The 21,982-nt window shown below is 71.7% G+C and carries 20 protein-coding genes; 11 read left to right on the plus strand and 9 right to left on the minus strand.

Features of this window, described 5'->3' with window-relative positions:
- The first annotated feature begins 132 nt into the window (after window positions 1-132).
- Window positions 133-3,321, plus strand: coding sequence for a cytochrome P450 (locus OKJ99_RS22780; RefSeq protein WP_326019177.1), 3,189 nt, complete (start codon window positions 133-135; stop codon window positions 3,319-3,321).
- Window positions 3,322-3,349: 28 nt separating this feature from the next.
- Here the strand turns inward: OKJ99_RS22780 and OKJ99_RS22785 are convergent, their stop codons facing one another.
- From OKJ99_RS22785 to OKJ99_RS22795, 3 genes are read right to left on the minus strand one after another with little or no spacing between them, the layout of a single operon-like run.
- Window positions 3,350-4,408 carry an ABC transporter substrate-binding protein gene (locus OKJ99_RS22785; protein WP_326019214.1) on the minus strand — a complete coding sequence of 353 codons (1,059 nt, stop codon included), beginning with the start codon at window positions 4,406-4,408 and terminating at the stop codon, window positions 3,350-3,352.
- A 47-nt stretch (window positions 4,409-4,455) separates the two neighbouring features.
- Window positions 4,456-5,319, minus strand: a complete 864-nt coding sequence (locus OKJ99_RS22790) for an ABC transporter permease (RefSeq protein ID WP_326019178.1) — start codon at window positions 5,317-5,319, stop codon at window positions 4,456-4,458.
- Window positions 5,309-6,145 (minus strand): ABC transporter ATP-binding protein, encoded by an 837-nt coding sequence (locus OKJ99_RS22795; protein WP_326019180.1) that lies wholly within the window; start codon window positions 6,143-6,145, stop codon window positions 5,309-5,311. The genes OKJ99_RS22790 and OKJ99_RS22795 overlap by 11 nt, the downstream gene beginning before the upstream one ends.
- A 222-nt stretch (window positions 6,146-6,367) precedes the next feature.
- Between OKJ99_RS22795 and OKJ99_RS22800 the strand changes: the two genes are divergently transcribed.
- Complete coding sequence (locus OKJ99_RS22800; RefSeq protein WP_326019215.1) at window positions 6,368-8,002, plus strand: sensor histidine kinase; 1,635 nt, start codon at window positions 6,368-6,370, stop codon at window positions 8,000-8,002.
- Window positions 7,999-8,697, plus strand: coding sequence for a response regulator (locus tag OKJ99_RS22805; RefSeq protein WP_326019182.1), 699 nt, complete (start codon window positions 7,999-8,001; stop codon window positions 8,695-8,697). The genes OKJ99_RS22800 and OKJ99_RS22805 overlap by 4 nt, the downstream gene beginning before the upstream one ends.
- A 2-nt stretch (window positions 8,698-8,699) precedes the next feature.
- Here OKJ99_RS22805 and OKJ99_RS22810 read toward each other — a convergent pair whose 3' ends face one another.
- The gene (locus OKJ99_RS22810) at window positions 8,700-9,611 is read right to left on the minus strand and encodes an SDR family oxidoreductase (protein WP_326019184.1); all 912 of its coding nucleotides are present in this window, start codon (window positions 9,609-9,611) and stop codon (window positions 8,700-8,702) included.
- Window positions 9,608-10,252, minus strand: coding sequence for a TetR/AcrR family transcriptional regulator (locus OKJ99_RS22815; protein WP_326019186.1), 645 nt, complete (start codon window positions 10,250-10,252; stop codon window positions 9,608-9,610). The genes OKJ99_RS22810 and OKJ99_RS22815 overlap by 4 nt, the downstream gene beginning before the upstream one ends.
- A gap of 109 nt (window positions 10,253-10,361) precedes the next feature.
- Between OKJ99_RS22815 and OKJ99_RS22820 the strand changes: the two genes are divergently transcribed.
- Window positions 10,362-11,213 carry a DUF3626 domain-containing protein gene (locus tag OKJ99_RS22820; protein WP_326019188.1) on the plus strand — a complete coding sequence of 284 codons (852 nt, stop codon included), beginning with the start codon at window positions 10,362-10,364 and terminating at the stop codon, window positions 11,211-11,213.
- A 92-nt stretch (window positions 11,214-11,305) separates the two neighbouring features.
- Here the strand turns inward: OKJ99_RS22820 and OKJ99_RS22825 are convergent, their stop codons facing one another.
- Entirely contained in the window at window positions 11,306-11,920 is a 615-nt protein-coding gene (locus tag OKJ99_RS22825) for a TetR family transcriptional regulator C-terminal domain-containing protein (protein ID WP_326019190.1), read from the minus strand.
- Window positions 11,921-12,063: 143 nt separating this feature from the next.
- Between OKJ99_RS22825 and OKJ99_RS22830 the strand changes: the two genes are divergently transcribed.
- The 7 genes from OKJ99_RS22830 to OKJ99_RS22860 all read left to right on the plus strand — a co-directional run bounded on the left by OKJ99_RS22830 (window position 12,064) and on the right by OKJ99_RS22860 (window position 19,910).
- Complete coding sequence (locus OKJ99_RS22830) at window positions 12,064-13,467, plus strand: purine-cytosine permease family protein (RefSeq protein WP_326019192.1); 1,404 nt, start codon at window positions 12,064-12,066, stop codon at window positions 13,465-13,467.
- Between the two features lie 54 nt (window positions 13,468-13,521).
- Window positions 13,522-15,213, plus strand: a complete 1,692-nt coding sequence (locus tag OKJ99_RS22835) for an amidohydrolase (protein ID WP_326019194.1) — start codon at window positions 13,522-13,524, stop codon at window positions 15,211-15,213.
- Window positions 15,214-15,419: 206 nt separating this feature from the next.
- Window positions 15,420-16,052, plus strand: coding sequence for a hypothetical protein (locus OKJ99_RS22840; RefSeq protein ID WP_326019196.1), 633 nt, complete (start codon window positions 15,420-15,422; stop codon window positions 16,050-16,052).
- The gene (locus tag OKJ99_RS22845) at window positions 16,049-17,380 is read left to right on the plus strand and encodes a copper resistance CopC/CopD family protein (protein ID WP_326019198.1); all 1,332 of its coding nucleotides are present in this window, start codon (window positions 16,049-16,051) and stop codon (window positions 17,378-17,380) included. The genes OKJ99_RS22840 and OKJ99_RS22845 overlap by 4 nt, the downstream gene beginning before the upstream one ends.
- A gap of 66 nt (window positions 17,381-17,446) precedes the next feature.
- A complete protein-coding gene (locus tag OKJ99_RS22850) occupies window positions 17,447-18,544 on the plus strand; it encodes a cupredoxin domain-containing protein (protein WP_326019200.1) in 1,098 nt (365 codons plus the stop codon).
- Between the two features lie 143 nt (window positions 18,545-18,687).
- On the plus strand, window positions 18,688-19,212 hold the full coding sequence (locus OKJ99_RS22855; RefSeq protein WP_326019202.1) for a hypothetical protein: 525 nt from the start codon (window positions 18,688-18,690) through the stop codon (window positions 19,210-19,212).
- On the plus strand, window positions 19,200-19,910 hold the full coding sequence (locus OKJ99_RS22860; protein WP_326019203.1) for a cupredoxin domain-containing protein: 711 nt from the start codon (window positions 19,200-19,202) through the stop codon (window positions 19,908-19,910). The genes OKJ99_RS22855 and OKJ99_RS22860 overlap by 13 nt, the downstream gene beginning before the upstream one ends.
- On the opposite strand, the gene thiD is transcribed toward OKJ99_RS22860, so the two are convergent.
- The 3 genes from thiD to OKJ99_RS22875 all read right to left on the minus strand — a co-directional run.
- Entirely contained in the window at window positions 19,911-20,732 is an 822-nt protein-coding gene (thiD, locus tag OKJ99_RS22865; RefSeq protein ID WP_326019205.1) for a bifunctional hydroxymethylpyrimidine kinase/phosphomethylpyrimidine kinase, read from the minus strand.
- Window positions 20,729-21,463 carry a thiamine phosphate synthase gene (gene thiE / locus OKJ99_RS22870; protein ID WP_326019206.1) on the minus strand — a complete coding sequence of 245 codons (735 nt, stop codon included), beginning with the start codon at window positions 21,461-21,463 and terminating at the stop codon, window positions 20,729-20,731. The genes thiD and thiE overlap by 4 nt, the downstream gene beginning before the upstream one ends.
- Window positions 21,460-21,982 (minus strand): hydroxyethylthiazole kinase (locus OKJ99_RS22875; protein WP_326019208.1); only part of this gene is annotated, 523 nt, incomplete at its 5' end. The genes thiE and OKJ99_RS22875, both read right to left, overlap by 4 nt.

A 21,982-nucleotide genomic window follows, 5' to 3' on the forward strand; every position in this document is an offset into this window, starting at 1 on the left:
CACCGTCAGCCACTACACAATCATGTAGTGGAGAGGTGCTGACCGGCAGGGGGAGCGGATCAAGCTGGGAAGCGCAGTTCCCCCCACTCCGCGACAGCAGGTTCCCCCCTCCGCGAAAGGCACCGCCCCACCATGCCGGACTCCGCGCCCGTCCCCTCCCCCACACCCGACGACAGCGCCTACGCCGCCGCCGGGGTTCCCGTCGTCGACGTCACCACCACCGGTCTCGGCCCCGGACCGTTGCAGCAGATCATGGGCCTGATGCGGGAGCACGGTCCGCAGCTGGTGCGGCGGGTGCACGGGCGGGACGCCCTGTTCGTCTCCGACCTCGACCTCGTCACCGAGCTCGCCGACGAGTCCCGGTTCGCCAAGAGCATCGGGCCCGCGCTGCGCAACGTCCGCGAGTTCGCCGCCGACGGCCTGTTCACCGCCTACAACGACGAACCGAACTGGGCGCGCGCCCACGACATCCTGATGCCGGCCTTCGCGCTCGGCTCCATGCGTACGTACCACCCGGTGATGTACAAGGTCGCGCGCCGCCTCGTCGAGTCCTGGGACCTGGCCGCCGGCGACGGCAGCCCGGTCGACGTGCCCGGTGACATGACCCGGATGACGCTCGACACCATCGGGCTCGCCGGTTTCGGCTACGACTTCGCCTCCTTCGAGAGCAGCGAGCCGCACCCGTTCGTCGAGGCGATGGTGCGCTGCCTGGAGTGGAGCATGAAGCGCCTGGCGCGAGTGCCCGGCGGCGACTACGAGGCCGCGGACGCGGCGTTCCGCGCCGACGCCGACTACCTCGCCCAGGTCGTCGACGACGTGATCAGCGCGCGCGTCGAGAGCGGCGAGCGGCACACCGACGACCTGCTCGGCCTGATGCTGACGGCGCAGCACCCGCGCGACGGCTCCACGTTGGACACCGCCAACATCCGCAACCAGGTCATCACGTTCCTGATCGCCGGGCACGAGACGACGTCGGGCGCGATGTCCTTCGCCATGTACTACCTCGCCAAGAACCCGGCCGTCCTCGATCTCGTACGCCGCGAGGTGGACGCCCTGTGGGGTGACACCACGGACCCGGAGCCCGACTTCGACGAGGTCGGCCGGCTCACGTACACCCGCCAGGTCCTCAACGAGGCGCTGCGCCTGTGGCCCACGGCCGCCGCGTTCAGCCGGGAGGCCCGCGAGGACACCCTGCTCGGCGGCCGCATTCCGCTGCGCGCCGGGCAGGGTGTGACCGTGCTCGCGCCGATGCTGCACCGCGAGCCGGTGTGGGGCGACAACCCGGAGCGCTTCGACCCCAACCGGTTCACGCCGGAGGCGGAGGCGGCGCGCTCCCCGCACGCGTTCAAGCCCTTCGGCACCGGTGAACGCGCCTGCATCGGGCGGCAGTTCGCACTGCACGAGGCGACGATGCTGCTCGCGATGCTCGTGCACCGCTACCGGCTCGTCGACCACGCCGACTACGAGCTGTCGGTGAAGGAAACCCTCACCCTGAAGCCGGACGGCTTCACCCTCACGCTCGCCCCGCGCACCCCGGCCGACCGCCTGCACACTCCCCTACCCGGCGCCACCACCAAGCCCGAAACGGACCTGGTGGCCGACACACTTCCGGCCCGGGTACTCCCCGGCACCCGCGCCCTGTTCCTGCACGGCAGCAACTACGGCACCTGCACGGGCCTCGCCGCCCAACTCGCCGACGAGGCGACCGCGTTCGGCTGCGAGACGGAGGTCGCCCCGCTGGACGCGTACGCGGAGGGCCTTCCCACCGACCGTCCCGTGGTGATCGTCGCCGCGTCCTACAACGGCCGGCCCACCGACGACGCCGCGCGGTTCGCCGCCCGGCTCCTCGACGCCAGCACACCGACCGAGGGTGTGACGTACGCCGTGCTCGGCGTCGGCGACCGCAACTGGGCCGCCACCTACCAGCACTTCCCCACCCGCATCGACGAGCGCCTGGCCGAGCTCGGCGCCGAGCGGCTGGCCGAGCGGGCCGCCGCCGACGCCTCCGGCGACCTGGGCGGCACCGTCCGCACGTTCACCGCGGACCTGCGCACCGCGCTCCTTGAGCGGTACGGGGACCCGGAGGCCACCGCCACCGCCACCGACACACCCACGGCGCCTTACGAGATCCGTGAGATCACCGGCGGACCGCTGGACGCCGCGTCGGCCCGGCACGGGCTCACCGCACTGACGGTCACCGAGACGCGGGACCTGACGGCGCCCGGCCACCCCCGCGTCAAGCGGTTCGTGCGGCTCGCGCTGCCCGATGGTGTGTCGTACCGGACCGGCGACCACCTTGCCGTCCTGCCCGCGCACGAGGACGGGCTCGTCGACCGCGCGCTGAAGGTCCTCGACCTCGACCCCGACGCGCTGCTCGACATCCGTGACGCCCGTCCGCGCCGCGACGCCCTGCCGCTCGACCGGCCCGTGACGGTGCGCGAACTGCTCACGTTCCACGTCGAGTTGCAGCACCGTCCTGGCCCGGACGAGGTGGCCGCGCTCGCCGCCGCCAACCCCTGCCCGCCGGAGGCCGCCGCACTGCGGGAGCTGTCCGCCGACGACCCGCGCACCTTCCTGGAACTGGTCGAGGACCACCCGGCACTGCGCGACGCGCTCGGCTGGGACCTGCTCCTCGGCCTGCTGCCGCCGCTGCGCCCGCGCCACTACTCCATCTCCTCCACCTCGGCCGAACTCCCCGGCCACGTAGACCTGATGGTGTCCGTGCTCGACGCGCCCGCCGCCTCCGGCAACGGCCGCTACCGGGGCACGGGCTCGCACCACCTGGCCGGGATCCGCCCCGGCGACACCGTCCTCGGCCGTGTCCAGCCGTGCCGAGACGCCTTCCGCATCGGCCCTGACGCCCCCGAGCCGGTCATCATGATCGCCGCGGGGACGGGCCTCGCCCCGTTCCGCGGAGTCGTCGCCGAACGAGCCGCACTGGACACCCAACTGCCGCCCGCACTCCTCTACTTCGGCTGCGACCACCCCGAGCGGGACTTCATGCACGCCGACGAACTCCGCGCCGCCGACGCCACGGGCGCGGTCTCGCTGCGCCCCGTCTTCAGCGACGCCCCGGTCGAAGGACACGCCTTCGTCCAGCACCGCATCGCCGCCGAGTCCGCCGAGATCGGCCGCCTCCTCGACGCCGGGGCGCGGGTGTACGTGTGCGGGGACGGCGCCCGCATGGCACCCGGCGTACGCGCCGCGTTCCGTGCGCTGCACCGCGAACGCACCCCGGGTGCCGACGAGGCCGCGGCCGAGCGGTGGCTCACCGAGCTGATGGCGGAGGGGCGGTACGTAGAGGACGTGTACGGGGGCTGACCGTTCACGTCCCCACAGGGGCGGCCGCTCAGTTGGCCTTGTCGGTGAATTCGGTCGTGTACGTCTTCTTCAGGTCGATGGTGGCGTTCTTCAGGTTCGGGTTGAAGGACTTCAGGACCCGCTGCACGGTGGCGGGTCCGTCGGCCGGCATCCGGCCGTCCTGGGTGAACATGGGCAGCGTGCTGTCGATGGCCTGGGCGTACAGGCCTTCACCGCCCTGCGCGTAGTCGCTGGGCATCTTGGCCGCGATCTCCTTGGCGCTGTGCGCGGACATCCACTTGAGGGTGCGCACGAACACCTTGGCGAGCTTTTGAACGGTGTCCTTGTGCCCGTTCACCCAGTCGGTGTTCATGTACAGGCTGGAGGACGGGTACAGGCCGCCCAGCGCCTTCTTGGAGCCCTCCGGGGTCCGCATGTCGACCACGGCCTTGCCCAGCTTCTTGTCCAGGATCTGGGCGACGGTCGGGTCGGTGGTCATGCCGCCGTCGATCGAGCCCTTCTTCAGGGCGGAGATGAACGTCTGCCCTGCGCCCACGGCGACGTTGGTGAACTTGTCGGTGGAGACACCGTCGTGGACACCGAGGTACTTGGTGAGGAAGTCGGTGGACGAGCCGAGCCCTGTGACACCGAGCTTCTTCCCCGCGAAGTCCTTGGGCGACTTGAGGCCGCCGGCCGCCTTGTTGGAGACGACCTCGACCTCGCCCGGTGTTCTGGCGAGCTGGACGACGGACTCGACCTGCTTGCCCTTGGTCTGCAGGTCCAGGGTGTGGTCGTAGAAGCCGACGACGCCCTGCACGTTCCCGGCGACGAGGGAGGTGGTGGCGTCGATGCCTGCGGGCTCGCTCAGGAGCTCGATGTTGAGGCCCTCGTCCTTGAAGTAGCCGAGGCGCTGGGCCAGCATCGCGGGCAGGTAGATGACCTTGTCGATGCCACCCACCATGATCTTGACCTTGCCGCCCTTGCCGCCTCCCCCGGCGCCGTCCGCGGCCTTGGAGGAGACCTCGTCGGCGCAGCCGCTGAGGGCGGCCAGCGCGGCGATGACCGCGGTGGCGGCGGTGAGTTTGGTGGTGAGAGTGCGACGGGACATGTGACGGGACACGTACGGCTCCTGACTGGTGAAGCGGTGAGGGAGGGTCAGCGGGCGTCGTTACTGGCCGGCTTCCAGCGGAAGAGCCGGTTCTCCAGGAAGGTGAGCAGGCCCTCGGCGAGCAGCGCGACGACGGCGAGGATGACCATGGCCGCGTAGACGCCCGCGGAGTTGAAGGTGCCCTGGGAGGCGGAGACGAGCAGGCCGATGCCCTTGGTGGCGCCGATGTACTCGCCGACGATGGCGCCGATGAGGGCGAAGCCGAAGCTGACGTGGAGGCTGGTGAAGATCCACGAGGTGGCGGCGGGGATGACGACCTGGAAGGTGACCTGGCGGTCGCGGGCGCCGAGGATGCGGGCGTGGTCGATGATGTGCCGGTCGACCTCGCGGGCCCCCTGGAAGGCGTTGAAGAAGACGGGGAAGAAGACGAGGACGACGGCGGAGGCCACCTTGGAGGCCGGGCCGAGGCCGAACCAGATGAGGAAGATCGGGGCGAGGACGATGCGCGGCAGCGCGTTGAGGACCTTGATGTAGGGGCCCATGACGTCGGCGAGGAAGCGGACGCGGCCGAGCGCGATGCCCAGGACGACGCCGCCGATGACACCGATGACCCAGCCGAGCAACGCCTCGTAGAGCGTGTACCAGATCTGTTCGAGCAGCGATCCCTGCGGAGTGCCGTGCAGGGCCCACTGCTGGATCTGGTCCCAGATCTTCGAGGGCATGGAGAAGTTGAACGGGTCGATGATGCCGGCCCGCGAGAACCACTCCCAGACACCCAGGACGAGGACGAGCAGCGCGGCCCGCGACAGGAGGACGATGCCGCGGCGCCTGCGCGCGGCCCGGGCGCGCTCTTCGGTACGTCCGGTCCTGGTGACCGGGGCGGCGGGGGCGGTGGTCGTGTCAGGCGGCATGCTGGGCGCCCCTTTCGCGGGTGATGCGGACCTCTTCGCCCAGGGAGGACCAGATCTCGCGGTAGATCTCGACGAAGCGCGGCTCCAGGCGGATCGACTCGACGCGGCGGGGCCGCGGGAGGTCGATGGTGAAGATCTCCTTGACGGTGGCCGGGCCCGCGGTCATGACGACGACCTGGTCGGCGAGGGCGATGGACTCCTCCAGGTCGTGCGTGACGAAGACGACCGAGGAGCCGGTGCCGGCCCACAGCTCCATCAGCTCGTCCGACATCAGGGCGCGGGTCTGTACGTCGAGGGCGGAGAAGGGTTCGTCCATGAGCAGGATGGACGGGTCGTTGACGAAGGTGGAGGCGAGGGCGACGCGCTTGCGCTGGCCGCCCGACAGCTGGTGCGGGTAGCGGTCCTCGAAGGAGCTCAGGCCGACGCGGGCCAGCCATTCGCGGGCCCTGTCCTTGGCCTCCGGCTTCGGTACACCGCGGAATCGGGGCCCCGCCATGACGTTCGACAGGACGGTGCGCCAGGGGAAGACGGCGTCCTGCTGGAAGACGAAGCCGACCCGCTCGTCGATGCCCCGCACCGGCGAGCCCGACAGCATGACCTCGCCCTCGGTCGGCTCCTCCAGGCCGCTGACCAGGGTGAGGGTGGTGGACTTCCCGCAGCCGGTGGGGCCGACGACGGCGACGAACTCGCCCTGCTCGACGGTCAGGTCGAGGTCGTGGACCGCGGTGTGCAGGGCGCCGGACGGGGTGCTGAAGGCCTTGCGAACACCGCGCAGTTCAATGGCCGGACTCGATGGGCTGCTCGTTGAGTTGGGCACGCTTGTCATGCCGCGGAACGTTAGGAACGGCGCCGCGGGCCGGGAAGTATTGGCCCGCAACCACCAGTTGTGCCTGATGCGCGCGATTCTGCTCATTGTGCCGACGGCTCGCGCAGGAGCTGCCGCCCGGGGCCTTCCCCGGCGAAAACACCTGCGGTTACGGTGCGTTCGCCCCGCGAAACGTCCGATCACGCGGGAGAGTTCCCGAAAGCAGGTGTCATCGTGGCCCGCATGCGCATCGGCTGGCCCCGGCAGGTGTTCGCCCAGGTACTGATCGCGCAGCTCCTCATCACCACGGGCGTCCTGCTGTTGCTGACGGGGCTCTTCCTGCAGCCGCTGCGCACACAGCTGGACGACCAGGCCGAGCACCAGGCCCTGGCCATCGCGCAGACCACGACGGCCGACCCGGCCATCGCCTCCGGCCTGTTGACGAGCGCCCCCGACCCACGGGGCCCTGTGCAGCGGCAGGCCGAGCGCACCCGTCGGGCCACCGGCGCGCTGTACGTCGTGGTGATGGATCTGCGCGGGATCCGCTGGTCGCACACCAACGTGCGCAAGGTGGGCCACCATGTGTCCACCGATCCGTCCCTCGCGCTGCACGGGCATGTGGTGCTGCAGATCGACCGCGGCACGCTGGGCACGTCGGCGCGCGCGAAGGTGCCGCTGCGCGACCGCTCCGGCGAGATGATCGGCGCGGTGTCCGTGGGGATCGCGTACTCCGGTGTGCAGGAGCACCTCATGGCCGCCCTGCCGGGGCTGCTGCGCTACGCGGGCACGGCGCTCGCGGCCGGTGCCTGCGCCGCGCTCCTGGTGGCCCGCATCCTGCGCAAGCGCACCCATGGTGTCTCGGTCGGTGACATCTCCGCCCTGCTGTCGGAGCGGGAGGCGATGCTGCACGCCGTACGGGAAGGTGTCATCGCCCTGGACGAGCACGAGCGGGTGCGGCTCGTGAACGACGAGGCGGCCCGGCTGCTCGCGCTCCAGGACGCGGCGGAGGGCCGCAACCTCAAGGACGTGCTGCCGCCCGGCCGTTCCCGCGATGTCATCACCGGGCAGGTCACCGGCCGTGATCTGCTGACCGTCCGGGAGAACAGGGTGCTGATCGCCAACCGGATGCCGACGCCCGACGGCGGCTCGGTGGTCACTCTCCGGGACCGTACCGAGCTCGAACTCCTGGGCCGCGAACTCGACTCCATCAAGGGCCTGTTGGACGCGCTGCGGGCCCAGGACCACGAGCACGCCAACCGCCTGCACACCGTCCTCGGCTATCTCGACCTCGACATGCCGCAGCGGGCACGCGGCTACGTCGCCGGCCTCACGCGCGCCCGGCGTGCCTTCGCCGAGGAGGTCGCGGAGCGCATCCGGATCCCGATGGTCTCGGCCCTGCTGGCCGGGAAGTCGGCGATCGCCTCGGAACGCGGCGTGACACTACGCCTGTCCGACCGCACCCACCTCCCCTCGGGGCTGATCGAGGCGCGGGACATCGTGACCGTCCTCGGCAACCTGATCGACAACGCGCTCGACGTGGTCGGCGGCGCGCGCTCGGCCCGCCCGGCCGTCGAGGTGGAGGCCTTCGTGGAGGCCGACACGGTGGTGCTCCGTGTCAGCGACAACGGGCCCGGTGTGCCGGTCGACCTGCGCGACACCATCTTCCGGGAGGGCTGGAGTACGAAGGAGTCCCCCGCCCACCGCGGCCGCGGCCTCGGACTCGCCATGGTCCGCAGCCTCGCCGAGCGCTACGGCGGCACCGCCCGCATCGCCGCGCGGGCCGGCGGCGGCGCCGTGTTCACGGTCGTCTTCCCCGACATCGTGTCGAGGGCCGCGTCACGCCTGCCCGCACTCCAACACCCAGGAGAAACCCCGTGATTGACGTTCTGGTGGTCGACGACGACTTCCATGTCGCGGAGATCAATGCCGCCTATGTGGAGAAGGTGGCGGGCTTCCATGTCGTGGGGACGGCCCACACCGCTCTACAGACCCTGCGGACGCTGGAGGACCGGCACGTCGACCTGCTGCTGCTCGACCACTACCTGCCCGACCGCACCGGCCTCGACCTCGTACGCGGCCTGCGGCAGCGCGGTGTGCGCAGCGACGTCATCATGGTCACGGCCGCGCAGGACGTCGATGTCATCGAGGCGGCGCTGCGCTACGGCGTGCTGAACTACCTCGTCAAACCGTTCACGTTCGAGGGGCTGCGCTCCCGCCTCGCTGGCTACGCCGAGCTGCGGCGCACCCTGCGGGACGCCGGCGGGGCGACGACGCCGGGCCAGCGGCAGATCGACCGCATCTTCGGGGCGGTGCACGCACCGTCGAGCGGCTCCTCGCCCGCGCCGCCCAAGGGCTGGTCCGGCCCCACGCTGGACCTGATCCGCGAGGTCATCGAGGCCGCCGAGGCACCACTGTCCGCCCACGACGTGGCCTCCCGCACGGGCATCAGCCGCTCGACGGCCCAGCGCTACCTGCGCTACCTCCAGGACAAGGGAGTGGTCCAACTGTCGCTGCGCTACGGGGACGCGGGACGCCCCGAGCATCGGTACGCGTGCGCGCCCGGCGGGCGCTAGCCTTACAGCGGGTCTCCGAGCGCCCCGTACTCCTCTTCCAGCGCTTCGGCCCAATGGGCGGGCCAGTCCGGTTGTGTGCCGTCGGCGTCGGTGAACCCGTATTCCTTGTACAGGCCCCAAGTGGCCAACGCCCGCCCGGACTTGTCCATGATGTTGGGGTCGGCGGCCAGCGCGGCGACCGCCCTCCCCAGGTAGGTCGGGGTTTCGGAGCGGGCGAAATTCGGGTCCTTGGCCGCGCCGTCGCGCCAGTTGGCCTCGGTGACGCCGAAGCCCTCCAGCATGGCCTCCGAGCGCAGGAAGCCGGGGGTGATCGCCACGGCCGCGATGCCGTGCGCCTTGAGTTCGGCGGCCTGGGCGACCGCAAGCCGGATCACCGCCGCCTTGGCGAGATCGTAGAAGAACGAGCCTCGATAGCGGGCGGTGTTGCCGTCGGTGACCTCCACCACCAGACCGCTGCCGCGGGCGACGATCAGTGGGAGCGCGAACCGGCTGGTGATCACATGAGTCTCCACCGCCTGCCGGAGCAGCCGGAGGCCAGTGTCAAGGTCCTGCTCCCACAGGGGATGCTCCCAGTCGGCCAGTGGGTCTGCACCCCATACGGAGTTGACCAGGATGTCGAGCCGCCCGTCCTGCTCGGCCGCGATCCGGTCGACCAGGGCACGGACCTGGTCCGGCCGACTGTGGTCGGTGCGGACGGGGATGCCGAGGCCGCCGGCGGCAGTGACCTTCTCTACGGTCTCCTCGATGGTCTCCGGTCGGCCCATGTCCGAGCGGCCGGCAGTGCTGCTGCGGCCGGTGACGTACACCGTCGCACCGGCGGCCCCCAGTTCGACGGCAATGCCCCGCCCGCCGCCTCGGGTGCCACCGGCGACCAGAGCCACCTTCCCGGCCAGCGGCCGTGCGTCGTTCGTCATGAATCCTCCAGGTCGTGGCGAGACGGGCGGTGTGGGGACAACAGGTTGTCGAGTTCCTGCCGGAGCCGCTGCCCGAGGGTGCCACGGCGGTCGAGGGCCCACGTCAGGCCCGCACCAGAGGCGATCGCCTGCACGGACGCGGCCAGGGCCGCGGCATCCGTCCCCGTGCGGAGCTCGCCCGCGAGCAGAGCCTCCTTGAGCAGATCCTCGATGGCTCGGCCCTGAGCCCGGTGGATGGACAGGGCATGCCGGCGGAAGTCCGGATCCGTGAGGTCGATGCACAGGAACGCCAGATGGTTGGCGAAGGTCTCCGGCGTGGCCATCGAGGCCATCGGCTCCACGATCAGTTCCGCGAGAGCCTCAAGTGCCCTTTCGTGCCTCTTACGCTCGCGCCCGGGCCGCGCGTGGGCGTCCTTCGCGGACTGCGCGGCGAGTGCCAGGAGCAGCCCGCGCTTGGACCCGAACCGCTGCACCAGCGTGCCGGGCACCAGTCCCACCTCACGCGCCACGACGGCCAGAGTGAGACCCACTGGGCCTACACGACCGATCAAATCGGCCGCCGCCCGCAAGATCACCGAATCCTCGACCCCTCGGGGGCGTCCTGCCATCACGACTCCATCAATTAATAAATGCTCGTTCATTCATAAAAGCGCGCCCGCGGCCGACGGTCAACCACGCGGCCGGGCGGGCGGACGCTCCGAGGAGACAATCCGCGTGCACTGGTCGATCCGCTTGGCGAACACTGTGCGGATGAGCTCCGAAGCCCAACAGACTGCACAGGAACGAGCCCTTGACCATGTCGCCGGACTGGCGTCGGGCCCTCCGCTCGACCCGACACTGCGGGTGACCCTCAACTTCCACCCGGACCGGCTGCTGCGCGGCAAGCCGATCCTGGACGCCATGGCGGATGACGGCGTCTACCGCTCGCAGTTCGTCACGGGGACCAGCAACGGAGGCCTGACGGCGCACCCCGGCGGTGACCGATGGCGCTGGGAGAGCCGGATCTTCGACGGGTCGTACGACGCTGCGCCCACCCACGAGCGCCCGGTGTACGGGGCTTTGAACTTTCGCCGTAGGCCGACCGGCGCAGCGCCACGGTTCGGCTCGGCCCACTTCCGGCTGACCGCCGAAACACTGGCCCGGACCACGTTCTGCTACCCGGACAGCACCCTCGAGCCCACGGACTTCGGCGTCGCGGCCGGCATGGGGCTCATCGAAGTCGCCCTGGCCGACCATCAGGACGTTCTTGACGACTGCATCGAGGCACACGTGCACGGTCCGGTGCAGCTGCGCCGCCACGCAGAGGCACTGGTCCTGGACCCCTGCTTCCGAGGCACGAGCGTCGAGGCCTCGGCCCTGCGCCTGGGCTGCGAGGTGGAGTGGCACCGGGGCTTCCGACTCACGGTCGGGGAACTCCGCCGTCATCCCGCCTATCGCGGCCAGGAGTACGTCGACTTGGGCGCGCGGATCGCCATCGACGGCGCCCTCGACCCCCGCATCGTCGGGGATGCCGCACGTACCGGTCTCTACGACCCCCAGGCGGTCAAGAAGGTGTGGCACTACCTGGCGCGGTTCGGGGCGCCCGCCTCAGCCGGCCGCTGATCATTCAGTGGGTCCGGCGCCGCGGAGAGACGCACCCGCTGGATCGGGCTGCGCCCCCGCCGTGCCCACCAGCCGGCCCTGGACATGCACGGTCAGCCGCCCGCCGGCACCAGCGCCGCCGCCGCATCGCGCGCCGCCGCCAGCGCCCGGGGGCGTTCGGAGCCCGGCTGGCCCAGGACGACGCGGGTGCTCAACCCGTCGAGCAGCGCGAGGAGTTGGGCCGCGCGGCCCGGGACGTCGTCGACGGCGAAGGCGCCCCGGTCCACCCCCTTGGCGAGGATCGCCTCCAGGTCGCGCTGCCAGCCCAGGTCCAACTCCTGCTGCGCGGCGCGCAGTTCGTCGTCGGCGCCGGAGCGCGCCCACAGTTCGACCCAGAGCATCCAGCGCGGGTCGCGGGGACCGGCGGGCAGGTACAGGTCCAGGTAGAGGTCGAGCCGGCGGGCCGGGGTCACCCGGCGGGCCAGGAGCGCCGCCCGTTCCTCGGTGAGCGCGGATTCGCTGTAGCGCAGGGCCTCGACGAGCAGCAGGTTCTTGGAGCGGAAGTAGTAGAGCAGGTGGCCGCCGCTGGTGCCGAGCCGCTTGGCGAGCGAGGCCATGGTCAGGGACGCGAGGCCCTGCTCGGCGACGACGGCCGTCGCCTCCTGGAGCGTACGGGTCCGCAGATCGCCGCCCGTCCGTCCCGGCCGTGCCGCTGTCGACCCCGTCATCCGCGCCTCCCCTCACCACTGTTCGTACTGGTCGCAGCCTACCTCTTGACGTGGGGCGGCACCCCGCCGCATCTTGAATGCCATTCAAGTTTCTTGAACGGCATTCAAGCCGCTCCTTGCGGCGAAAGACGAGAGGCGACGGCATGACGGCACACCAGGTCGCGCAGGACGCGCCCGCGCAGCCACCCCGGGACGAGGTGTTCCAGGTCGAGGAGCACGGCATCGACCCGATCCCGGAGTCCGAGCGGCACGGCGGTGCCCGCGACCTGTTCTGGCTCTGGTTCGGTTCGAACCTGACGTTCACCTACGTCATCAACGGCGCGCTGGCCGTCTCCTTCGGCCTGTCCTTCTGGCAGGCCGTGCTCGCGGTCGTCCTCGGCGGCCTGACGTTCTTCGCCATCAGCGCGGCGGGCATGAGCGGAGTACGGACCGGCACGGCGACACTGGTGATCTCCCGCGCCGCGTTCGGTGTGCGCGGCAACTGGCCCGCGGGCCTGCTGAACTGGATCGTCAGCATCGGCTACACCATCGTGAACACCGTCGTCGGTGTCCTCGCGCTCCAGGCGATCTGCGCCGAACTCGGCTGGCACGGCACGGCCGCCCGCGCCGCGAGCCTCGCCGCCACCCTGGCCCTCACCTTCGCCGTCGCACTGTGGGGCCACGCCACCGTGCAGTGGGCCGAGCGCTGGATGGCGTACGCGCTGACCATCGGGTTCGCGGCGATGCTGGTGTTCCTGCTGCCGGGCACGGACACCGGCGCCACGCCCGCGCCGGGCGGTGCGGCCGCCTGGTCCCTCGCGTTCGTCGTGGTCCTCGCCGGGCCGATCAGCTATGTGCCGATGCCCGCCGACTACACCCGCTATCTGCCGGCGACGACCACGATGCGCGCGCTCACCTGGAACGGGGCGCTCGGCGGGCTCATCTCCTCCGTGGCCCTCGGGGTCGCCGGCGCGGCGGCCGCGACGCAGGCCGACCTCACGGACGCGGTGGCCGGGACGCAGGGGCTGCTGCCGGGCTGGTTCCAGCCGCTGTTCCTCGCCCTGGTGCTCGGCGGCTCGGTCACCAACTCGATCATCACGCTGTACTCGTCCAGCCTCAACCTCCAGGTTCTGGGCATCCCCTGGAGCCGCGCGAAGGCGATCCTGATCAGCGCGGCGGTGACGGCCGCCGGTTCGCTCGCCGCGCTGTTCCTGGTCGACTTCACGGAGTCGCTGCTGTCGTTCCTGTCGCTGCTCGTCATCGTGTTCGCGCCGTGGGGCGGCGTCTTCCTCACCGACATGGTGCTGCGCCGCTGCCGCTACGACGCCGCGTCCCTGCACACCGGGCGCGCGGGCCGCTACTGGTACCGCGCCGGGTACAGCCCCGCCGGTCTCGCCGCCCTGCTCACCGGCATGGTCTTCGCGGCGCTCACCTGCGACAGCGCCCTGTGGCGCGGTCCGCTCGTGGCCCCGCTCGGCGGCATGGACCTCAGCGCCGCCGGCGCCGTCGTCGCGGCCGTCGTGTACGCGGCGCTGGCCCGCGCCAGCGTGCGCCCGCACACCGCGTAGCCACCCACCTCCCCTTCCCCGAGCACCCTTCGTACGAGAAAGAGCCTCACCCTCATGGCACCCGCACAGCACCACACCCCTGCCGACCTCGTCCTGCGCCGCGCCCGCATCCACACCGTCGAACCCGAACTGCCGCACGCCGAGGCGCTCGCCGTGCGCGACGGGCGGATCGTGTGGCTCGGCGACGACGCGGATGCGGACCGCTGGACGGGCCCGGACACCCGGGTCGTCGACGCGGGCGGGCGGCTCGTGCTGCCCGGATTCATCGACGCCCACAACCACGTCCGGCTCGGCTCGGACGACGCCTGCGTCCAACTCTCGGGCGCGGCAAGCCTGTCGGAGATCCACGACCGCATCACCGCCTGGCGCGAGCGCAACCCGGACGCCACCTGGATCGAGGCCGAGGCCTTCGACTACTCGGCGCTGCCGGACGGCCGGATGCCCACGGCCGCCGACCTCGACCCTGTCACCGGCGACATCCCGGCGATGGTCCTGAGCTACGACGTGCACACGGCCTGGCTCAACACGGCGGCCCTGGACCGGCTCGGCGCCCGCGCCGACCGCACGGAGCTCCCCTTCGGCGTCGCGCAGACCGACCCGGAGACGGGCGAACCGACCGGCTTCGTACGGGACTTCGCAGTACGCGGACTGTCCCGCGACGGCCACCGGGCGCTGCGCGATCTCGGTGTGCCGTGGGCGTCCCCCGAGCGGCAGTACGGGCGGCTCGTGAGGTCGCTGGACGACGCGATCCGGTTCGGTATCACCACCGTGGTGGAGCCGCAGAACTCCCTGGACGACCTGGCCCTGTTCGAGCGGGCGAGGGCCGAGGGGCGGCTGCGCTCACGGCTTGTCGCCGCCCTGTTCCACCCGCGCGGCACCTCGGACGCGGACCTCGACGACTTCGCTGCCGCCACGCGCGCGTACTCCGACGAGCGGATGCGGCTCGGCCCGCTCAAGCTCTACATCGACGATGTCGTGGAGCCGCGCACGGCCGCACTCCTCGAACCGTACGCGACCGGCTGCGCGGGTCACCGGGGCGAGACGTTCTACCCGGCCGAGGAGTTCGCCGACCTGCTGACGAAGCTGGACGCGCGCGGCTTCCAGTGCTTCGTGCACGCCACCGGCGACCGGGGCATCCGCACCGTCCTGGACGCCGTCGAGCGGTCCCGCGCCGTCAACGGCCCGCGCGACGCCCGCCACCAGGTCGTGCACGTCGAGTGCCTGGACCCGGCGGACGCACCCCGCTTCGCCGAACTCGGCGTCGTGGCCTGCATGCAGCCCCGGCACTGCGCGCCCGAGATCGCGGGGCCCGGACAGGACTGGGCGGCGAACGTCGGCGCGGGCCGCTGGCACAAGGCGTGGCCGATGCGCACGCTCGACGCGGCCGGCGCGACGCTGGCGTTCTCCAGTGACTGGAACGTCGCGGAGATGGACCCGATGGTCGGCATCTACACGGCCGTCACCCGTAAGCCGCTGGCCGGCGGCCCGGCGTGGATGCCCGAGGAGACGGTCGACGTGGCCACCGCCGTGCACGCCTACACGATGGGTTCGGCGTACGCCAACTTCCTTGAGGACGAGCGGGGTTCGCTGTCCGTGGGCAAGGCCGCGGACTTCACCGTGCTCTCCCGCGACATCCTCCGGGCGGCCCCCGAGGACATCCCGGGCACCGTCGCGGAACTCGTCGTGGTGGCGGGGGACGTGGTCCACGAGGCGGGACAGTCAGGCATATGCAAGAGCGGGCATTAGGTGAAGAATTGATGGGAGCCTTGCTCCCATTCGCCATTTCCCTCTGTACGGCAATGCGTGCATTCCACCGGTGAAGACCTTTCTCACAGTGGACCGGTGCGCAGAAATGAGGCAATGAAACCGCGCATTAACGGACGCGTATCCACCGGGACTCCTGGCATAGATGCACTCCTTGGCATTGCAGGTCCGCCGTCAGGAGGAAATTCATGTCCTTCTTCGCCAGGGCTTCCTGGCCAGGAGACCACCGTGACGAGGTAGTCGCCGGCGCGCTCGCCGCCGCCGTCGTCATCGTCCTCGGCTACGCGTCCGGCATCGGCGCACAGGCCGAACAGACCACGACCGGCTCCGCCCCGCCGACCGTCGAGGCACCCGCCTCCCCGTCCACCCCCAGCAGCCCGGACCCGGCACCGGCCGAAACCCCCGGCGCGGATTCCGGGGGCGACGGGGCCGGGAACCCGGGCGTACTGCCCGTGGGCGGGATTCCTGCCGGCGGCACGGAAGGAACGGGGGAAGCGGCGGGTAACCACGAGCACGACAATTCCAGCGGACTTCCCGATGACTCCGGCCATTCCGGCCACACGTCACCGACGCCCTCATCGCCGCCGCCCTCCACCCCCTCGCCCTCCCCCTCCTCCCCCTCGGCGTCGCCGTCGTGCGCGCCCGGCGAAGTCCGCCTCGTACAACCGCTTTTGAAGGGGGCACTCACCCCTGTGACGGGACTTCTGGAGGGCCTGACCGACGGGGGCGCCAGGGGCGACGGGGCCGCATCCGACGAAAAGGTCACTCCCTGCGTCGGCCTGGCCTCGGATCCGGCCCTGCTCACGGAGTTGACGCCGTGAGAACTCGCTCCCTGTACGTCGCCGTACTCACCCTCGTGGCACTCCTGTTCGCGACCCCCGTCGCCTCCGCACACACCGAACTGGAGTCGTCCTCCCCCAAGAGCGGAGCCCACCTCTCCCAGCTCCCCAAGGAAGTCACGCTCACGTTCAGCGAGCCTGTCGACCTCGCCGACCTCCATGTCACGCTCGGCGGCGACGAGTTGGCACTCACGCAGGACAAGGGCCGCGACACCGTGGCCGTCACCGTCCCCCAGCGCAAGGCCAAGAAGGCCGGTGGCCGTCTCGCCCTGGATTGGCATGTACGCAGCAAGGAGGACGGGCATCCGAGCTCCGGGGCGATCTCCTTCGCCCTGCCCGCACACACCGGCTCGTCCGGCGCCCCGGCAGCGAACGACGACGCCGCGCCCGCCGCCGCCCCGTCCGGTACGGTCCGCACCGCCTGGGCCGTCGCCCGCTGGGTCGGATATCTCGCGCTGGCGCTGTACGTCGGCGGGCTCGCGTTCCTGGCGATGCTGTGGCCCGAGGGCACACGGGAGCGCAGGACCCGGCGCATCCTCGCCTCGTCCTGGGCGGCCGGCCTCGCCGCCACCGTGGCGGCGGCCGGCCTCCAGGGGGCGTACGGCGCGATGGGCTCGATCCGCGACGCGTTCAAGGCCTCCACGTACGTCGACCTGCTGGGCAGCGAGGTCGGCGTCGCGCTGGCCTGCCGGGCCCTGATGTGGGTGCTCGCCGCGGTGGTACTCGCCGCGCTGCTGCAGAACGGCGAGCGCGCCGCGAGGTCGCCGGGCTGGCGGGTCGGTGCGGCCGTCGTCTGCCTGGGGCTGCTGCGCACCACTGGCATGGCCGGGCACAACTCAGAGGGCGGTCACCCGGGTTGGGGAGCCGTCGCCGATCTGGTCCATCTCCTCGGCATCTCGCTGTGGCTGGGCGGGCTCACCCTGCTGCTGGCCGGCGTGCTGCCGCGCCGCCGCCCGCACGAGCTGTCGGCCACCGTGTCCGGATACTCGACGCTCGCCGGGGTGTCCGTCGCGGCCATCGCGGCAGCCGGAGCCGTACTCACCTGGCAGGTCGTCGGCTCCTTCGACGCCCTCTTCTCCACCGGCTACGGACAGCTGCTGCTCGTCAAACTCGCCCTGCTGGCCGGGGTGTTGCTCATCGCCCAACGCAGTCGTGGCTGGGTGCGCACCCGGCTCGACATCGCCGTCCTGCTGCGCGGCGACCGCGCGACCGTACGGCCCTTCGTCTACTCGGTCGCGGCCGAGACGGGGCTCGTCCTCGTCGTACTCGCCGCGACGAGTTTGCTGGTCACCGCCGCTCCCGGCCGCTGACCCGCGCACCACCGACCGCTCTGTTCAGAACCCGATCCGCAAGGATCCGTGAGGAGAAGTTCGTTCATGACTACTGACGTTTCTGACCGCGACACAGAGGTGGGGCAGCGTCCGCCGTCCCGGCGCGGCAATCGTGTCCTGCTCGCGGCCGGGCTCGGCGCCGCCCTGGCATCCGTGGGCTGCCTCGGCCTGCTCCAGGCCGCCAGCGGAGCCTCGGCTCCCGCCGCCACGGCGCCCCAACCGGCCGCCGAGGCACACTCGATGGCCCAGACGCAGGAGCAGCGGCCCGCCGCGGCGAAGGCCGCGGCCGATCACACCATAAAGATCGCGGACATGAAGTTCGCGCAGCCCAAGATGACCGTCAAGGTCGGCGAGACCGTGAAGTGGGTCAACGAGGACACCGCTCCGCACACGGTCACCGCGACGAGCGGCCCCGCGAAGTTCGACTCGGGCACGATGGAGAAGGGCGACAGCTGGTCGCACACCTTCACGAAGCCGGGCACGTACGAGTACTACTGTGCCGTGCACCCCGACATGGTCGCGTCGATCACGGTGGTGGCGGACGACTCCGGTGGTTCAACTGGCGGTTCCGACACGGGTGGTTCGGGCAGCACGGGCGGTTCGGGCAGCACGGGTGGCTCCGGCTCGGGAGGTACGAGCGGCGGCAGTGGCGGAGGTTCCACGGGCGGCTCGACCGGTGGCTCGTCGGGCGGTTCGTCCGGCGGCCACGAGTCCGGCGGCTCCATGGGCGGTGCCAGTGGTGGGTCGAGCGGTGGTTCGAGCGGTGGTGGCGACGACGGTGACGCCGAGCAGTGCCACAACGTTCAGCAGGTCCTCCTGCCCATCCTCCAGCACCTCAACAAGGCCCACCTGGAGGAGTCCCCCGGCCAGCAGGTCCAGGACGCGCTGAAGCTCGACAGCTACATCAAGATGCACACCGTCTGGGTCGAGTCGATCCTCACGCCCACCGTGGAAGGCGGCGGCGCCACCCTCGACGACACGCTCGGCGTCCTGCTCCAGCACGTCAACTCCGCCCACCTGGAGGAGTCCCCGGGCCAGCAGGTGGCGGACATCCTCAACCCCGACGCGTACGTCAAGATGCACACGGTCTGGGCCGAGCACCTTCTCGCTCCGTCGATGAACTACGTCACGACCTCCTGCTGAACCGAGGTCGCGGACGAGGCGCGTGATGGCGGGCCGGCCGAGTCGCAGTCGGCCGGCCCGCCACCGCCGCCATTGTCCCCGCCCGACCCGCCCAATGCCATGCCCCTCCCTCGTGAACCGAGGTACCCGCCATGAGCGCACACATGACTACGCAGACCCTGCCCGTCCCGTCCACCGCCCCACCCGAACCCGGTCCCTCCTGGCTGCCACGCCCCGGCGCGTACGCCGCCGCCGGGGACCGCTGCATCGTCGAAATCAGCACCCGGCTGGGCCCGTTGACCACCCTGCGCCGCCGTGTCACCGCCGACGAGGCGACACTCACCGTCGCACCGTCGCCCGACGACTGCGTGCTGGCCCTCAAGCTCACCGGTGACGCGCTCGGCGGCGACGAGCTCACCTTCGTCGGCACCGCCCTCGAACCGCAGGCGGACGGCTCCCGCTTGCTCGCCCACGGCGACCTGGCCACGGCCGACCCGACCGCTCCCGGCGTCCCCGCGACACTGTCGCTGCGCGTCGTCTCCCGCACCGACGACAGCCTCCTCGTCACCGGAACCGCCCGCGTCCCCTACGGCCACCTGCGCCGCACCACGGGCTTCGCCCTGTCCCGCATCCGCCCCGCAGACCAGCTGCGTCTGCTCGTCGCCGCGGAGTTCACATGCCCCGCCTGATCCACCGCTCCGGACACCTCGCGCTCGCCACCCTGCTCAGCTCCGGCGCCGTCGTGTTCCTGCCCGCGCCGGCCGCCCACGCCGCGGGTCACCAAGTCCTCATGTCGGACTACAAGTTCGGGCCCCGTACGCTCACGATCCCGGTCGGCGACAGTGTCACCTGGGTCAACCAGGACACCGCGCCGCACGACGTCAAAACCACCTCGGGCCCGGCCTCGATCCACTCACCGATGCTCGACAAGGGCGGCACCTGGAGCTACACGTTCACGAAGGCGGGCTCGTACGGCTACGTGTGCACCGTGCACCCCGGGATGACCGGCGGCATCGTCGTGAAAGCCGCAGCACCCGCCACCCGCGCGCCGGCCCCCAGCACCCCTCCCCCGGCAGCCGCCCACACACACGAGCACCCCAGCCCGACACCCACCAAGACGTCCGGTGCGAGCCCCACGCGCAGCGCGACGCCCACACCGTCGGACCACCACAGCAGTGCGGCCGCCGTGCCGTCGGGCCCGGCATCCCCCACTCCGGAAGCGCAGTCGGAGCAGACCCCCGCGACCCAGGCCGTCGGCGCGGCCCGCCCGCTCGACCCGCTGCTGGTCCTGGCCGGGATCGTCGCCGGGTTCGCCGTGCTCTGCCTGCTCCTGGTCGGCTCCCGTGCGTCGGCGGCCTCTGCCCCGCACACCCCCGAAAGGGAGTGATCACACCGCGCGGAACCGCCACCCATGGTCGACAGGACCGATCCCGGCGCCCAGCGCGAACCCCGCCGCGATGGCGCCGGTGACGTACTCCTTGGCCCGTCGCACCGCCTCCGGCACACCGAGCCCCTGGGCGAGCCCGACCGCGACGGCCGAGGCGAGGGTGCAGCCGGTGCCGTGGGTGTGGGCGTTGTTGTGGCGCGGCGAGCGCAGCCAGTGCTCGCTCGCGCCGTCGGTCAGCAGGTCGACGGCCTCGCCGGGCAGGTGCCCGCCCTTGATGAGCACCCAGCGGGGACCGTAGGCGAGAAGGCGCTCGGCGGCGCGCCGCATGTCGGCCTCCGCGGTGGCCGCCTCGACGGCGACGCCGGTGAGTTCGGCGACCTCGTCGAGGTTGGGTGTCACCACGGTCGCCACCGGCAGCAACCGGTCCCGTACGGCGTCGATCGCGTCGTCGGCGAGCAGCCGGTCGCCGTGCTTGGAGACACTGACGGGGTCCACGACGACGGGGGCCTGCGCCTCGGCCAGCAGCTCGGCGACCGTGACGACCATGTCGGGGTCAGCGAGCATGCCGGTCTTGAGCGCCTGCACGCCGATGTCGTCGACGACGCTGCGGTACTGGGCGCGCACGGCGTCCAGCGGGAGACTCCAAGCCCCTTGTACGCCAAGGGAGTTCTGGGCCGTCACGGCGGTGAGCACGCTCATGCCGTGCGCGCCGAGGGCCAGCATGGTCTTGAGGTCGGCCTGGATCCCGGCGCCTCCGCCGGAGTCGGACCCGGCGATGGTCAGCACGCGGGGCGGCGCGACCGCGGGCGGTGTCCCGGTCATGCGGAGACGTCCTTTCGGGCACGGTTATGGGAATGGGTACGGGTACGGGGGTGCGGGCCGTCGGCCCACGCGTCGGCGTAGGTCCGGGCGGCGGCGCGTGGGTCCTCCGCCGCGCAGATGCCGGACACGATGGCGGCTCCGGCCGCGCCCGCGGCCCGCAGGTGCGGCAGGTCGTCGGGGGTGACACCACCGATGGCCACGGCGGGCAGCTCGCTCAGCGCGGCGAGTGCGGCGAAGCCTTCGAGGCCGAGCGGCTCGGGGGCGTCGGCCTTGGTGCGGGTCGCGTGCAGGGCGCCGATGCCGACGTGGTCGACGCGCGCGGCGGACGTCGCGGCGGTGTGCAGCTCGGAGGCGGTGGCGGCGCTCAGGCCCAACACGGCGTCGTCGCCGATGAGTTGGCGTACCGAGGCGGCGGGCAGGTCCGACTGGCCCACGTGGACGCCGGTGACGCGGGCGCCGTGCGCCCGCGCGGCCAGGAACACGTCGACCCGGTCGTTGACGATCAGCGCGACATGCTCGGGGAGGACCTCTGCGACGTCCAGGACGGTCCGCAGGAACTCGCGTCCGCTCGCGTGCTTCTCCCGGATCTGCACGGCGGTGACACCCCCGGCCACGGCCCGCTCGACGGTCTCGGTCACGCTCCGGCCGCGGGCCGCGCACTGGTCCGGGTCGGTGACCAGGTACACCGACAGGTCGACGCCGATGTCCCTGGGGTGCGTACGTGCCGTCATGACACCTCCGCCCGCTTGGCCAGGTCCTCCGGGGTGAGCGCGGCGAGCGCGTCCAGGAATCCGACGGCGAAGCTGCCGGGCCCTGCCGCCGCCCGCGCCGCGGACTCGGCGGCGACGGTGTACGCGGTGGCGGCGGCCACGGTCGTCGCGAACCGGTCCTCGTCCACCGCGGCGAACGCGGCCATCACCGCGCCCAGCGCGCAGCCGCCGCCGGTCACGCGGGTCAGCAGCGCGTCCCCGTTGGCGATGCGGGCGCTGCGCGTGCCGTCGGTGACGTGGTCCACGGGCCCCGACACGGCGACCACGCTGCCCGCCGTGCGCGCGAGCTGCGCTGCCGCGTCCTCGGCGGCGTCGACGCCGTGGGAGGAGTCCACGCCCCGGCCGCCGCCGCCCGCGCCCGCGAGCGCGATGATCTCGGAGGCGTTGCCCCTGATCACCGTCGGGCGCAGCGCGAGCAGGTCGGCGGCGAGCGCCGTGCGCACGGGCAGGGCGCCGATGGCCACCGGGTCGAGCACCCAG

The sequence above is a fragment of the Streptomyces endophyticus genome (genome assembly GCF_035798155.1).
GTDB lineage: Bacteria > Actinomycetota > Actinomycetes > Streptomycetales > Streptomycetaceae > Streptomyces > Streptomyces endophyticus.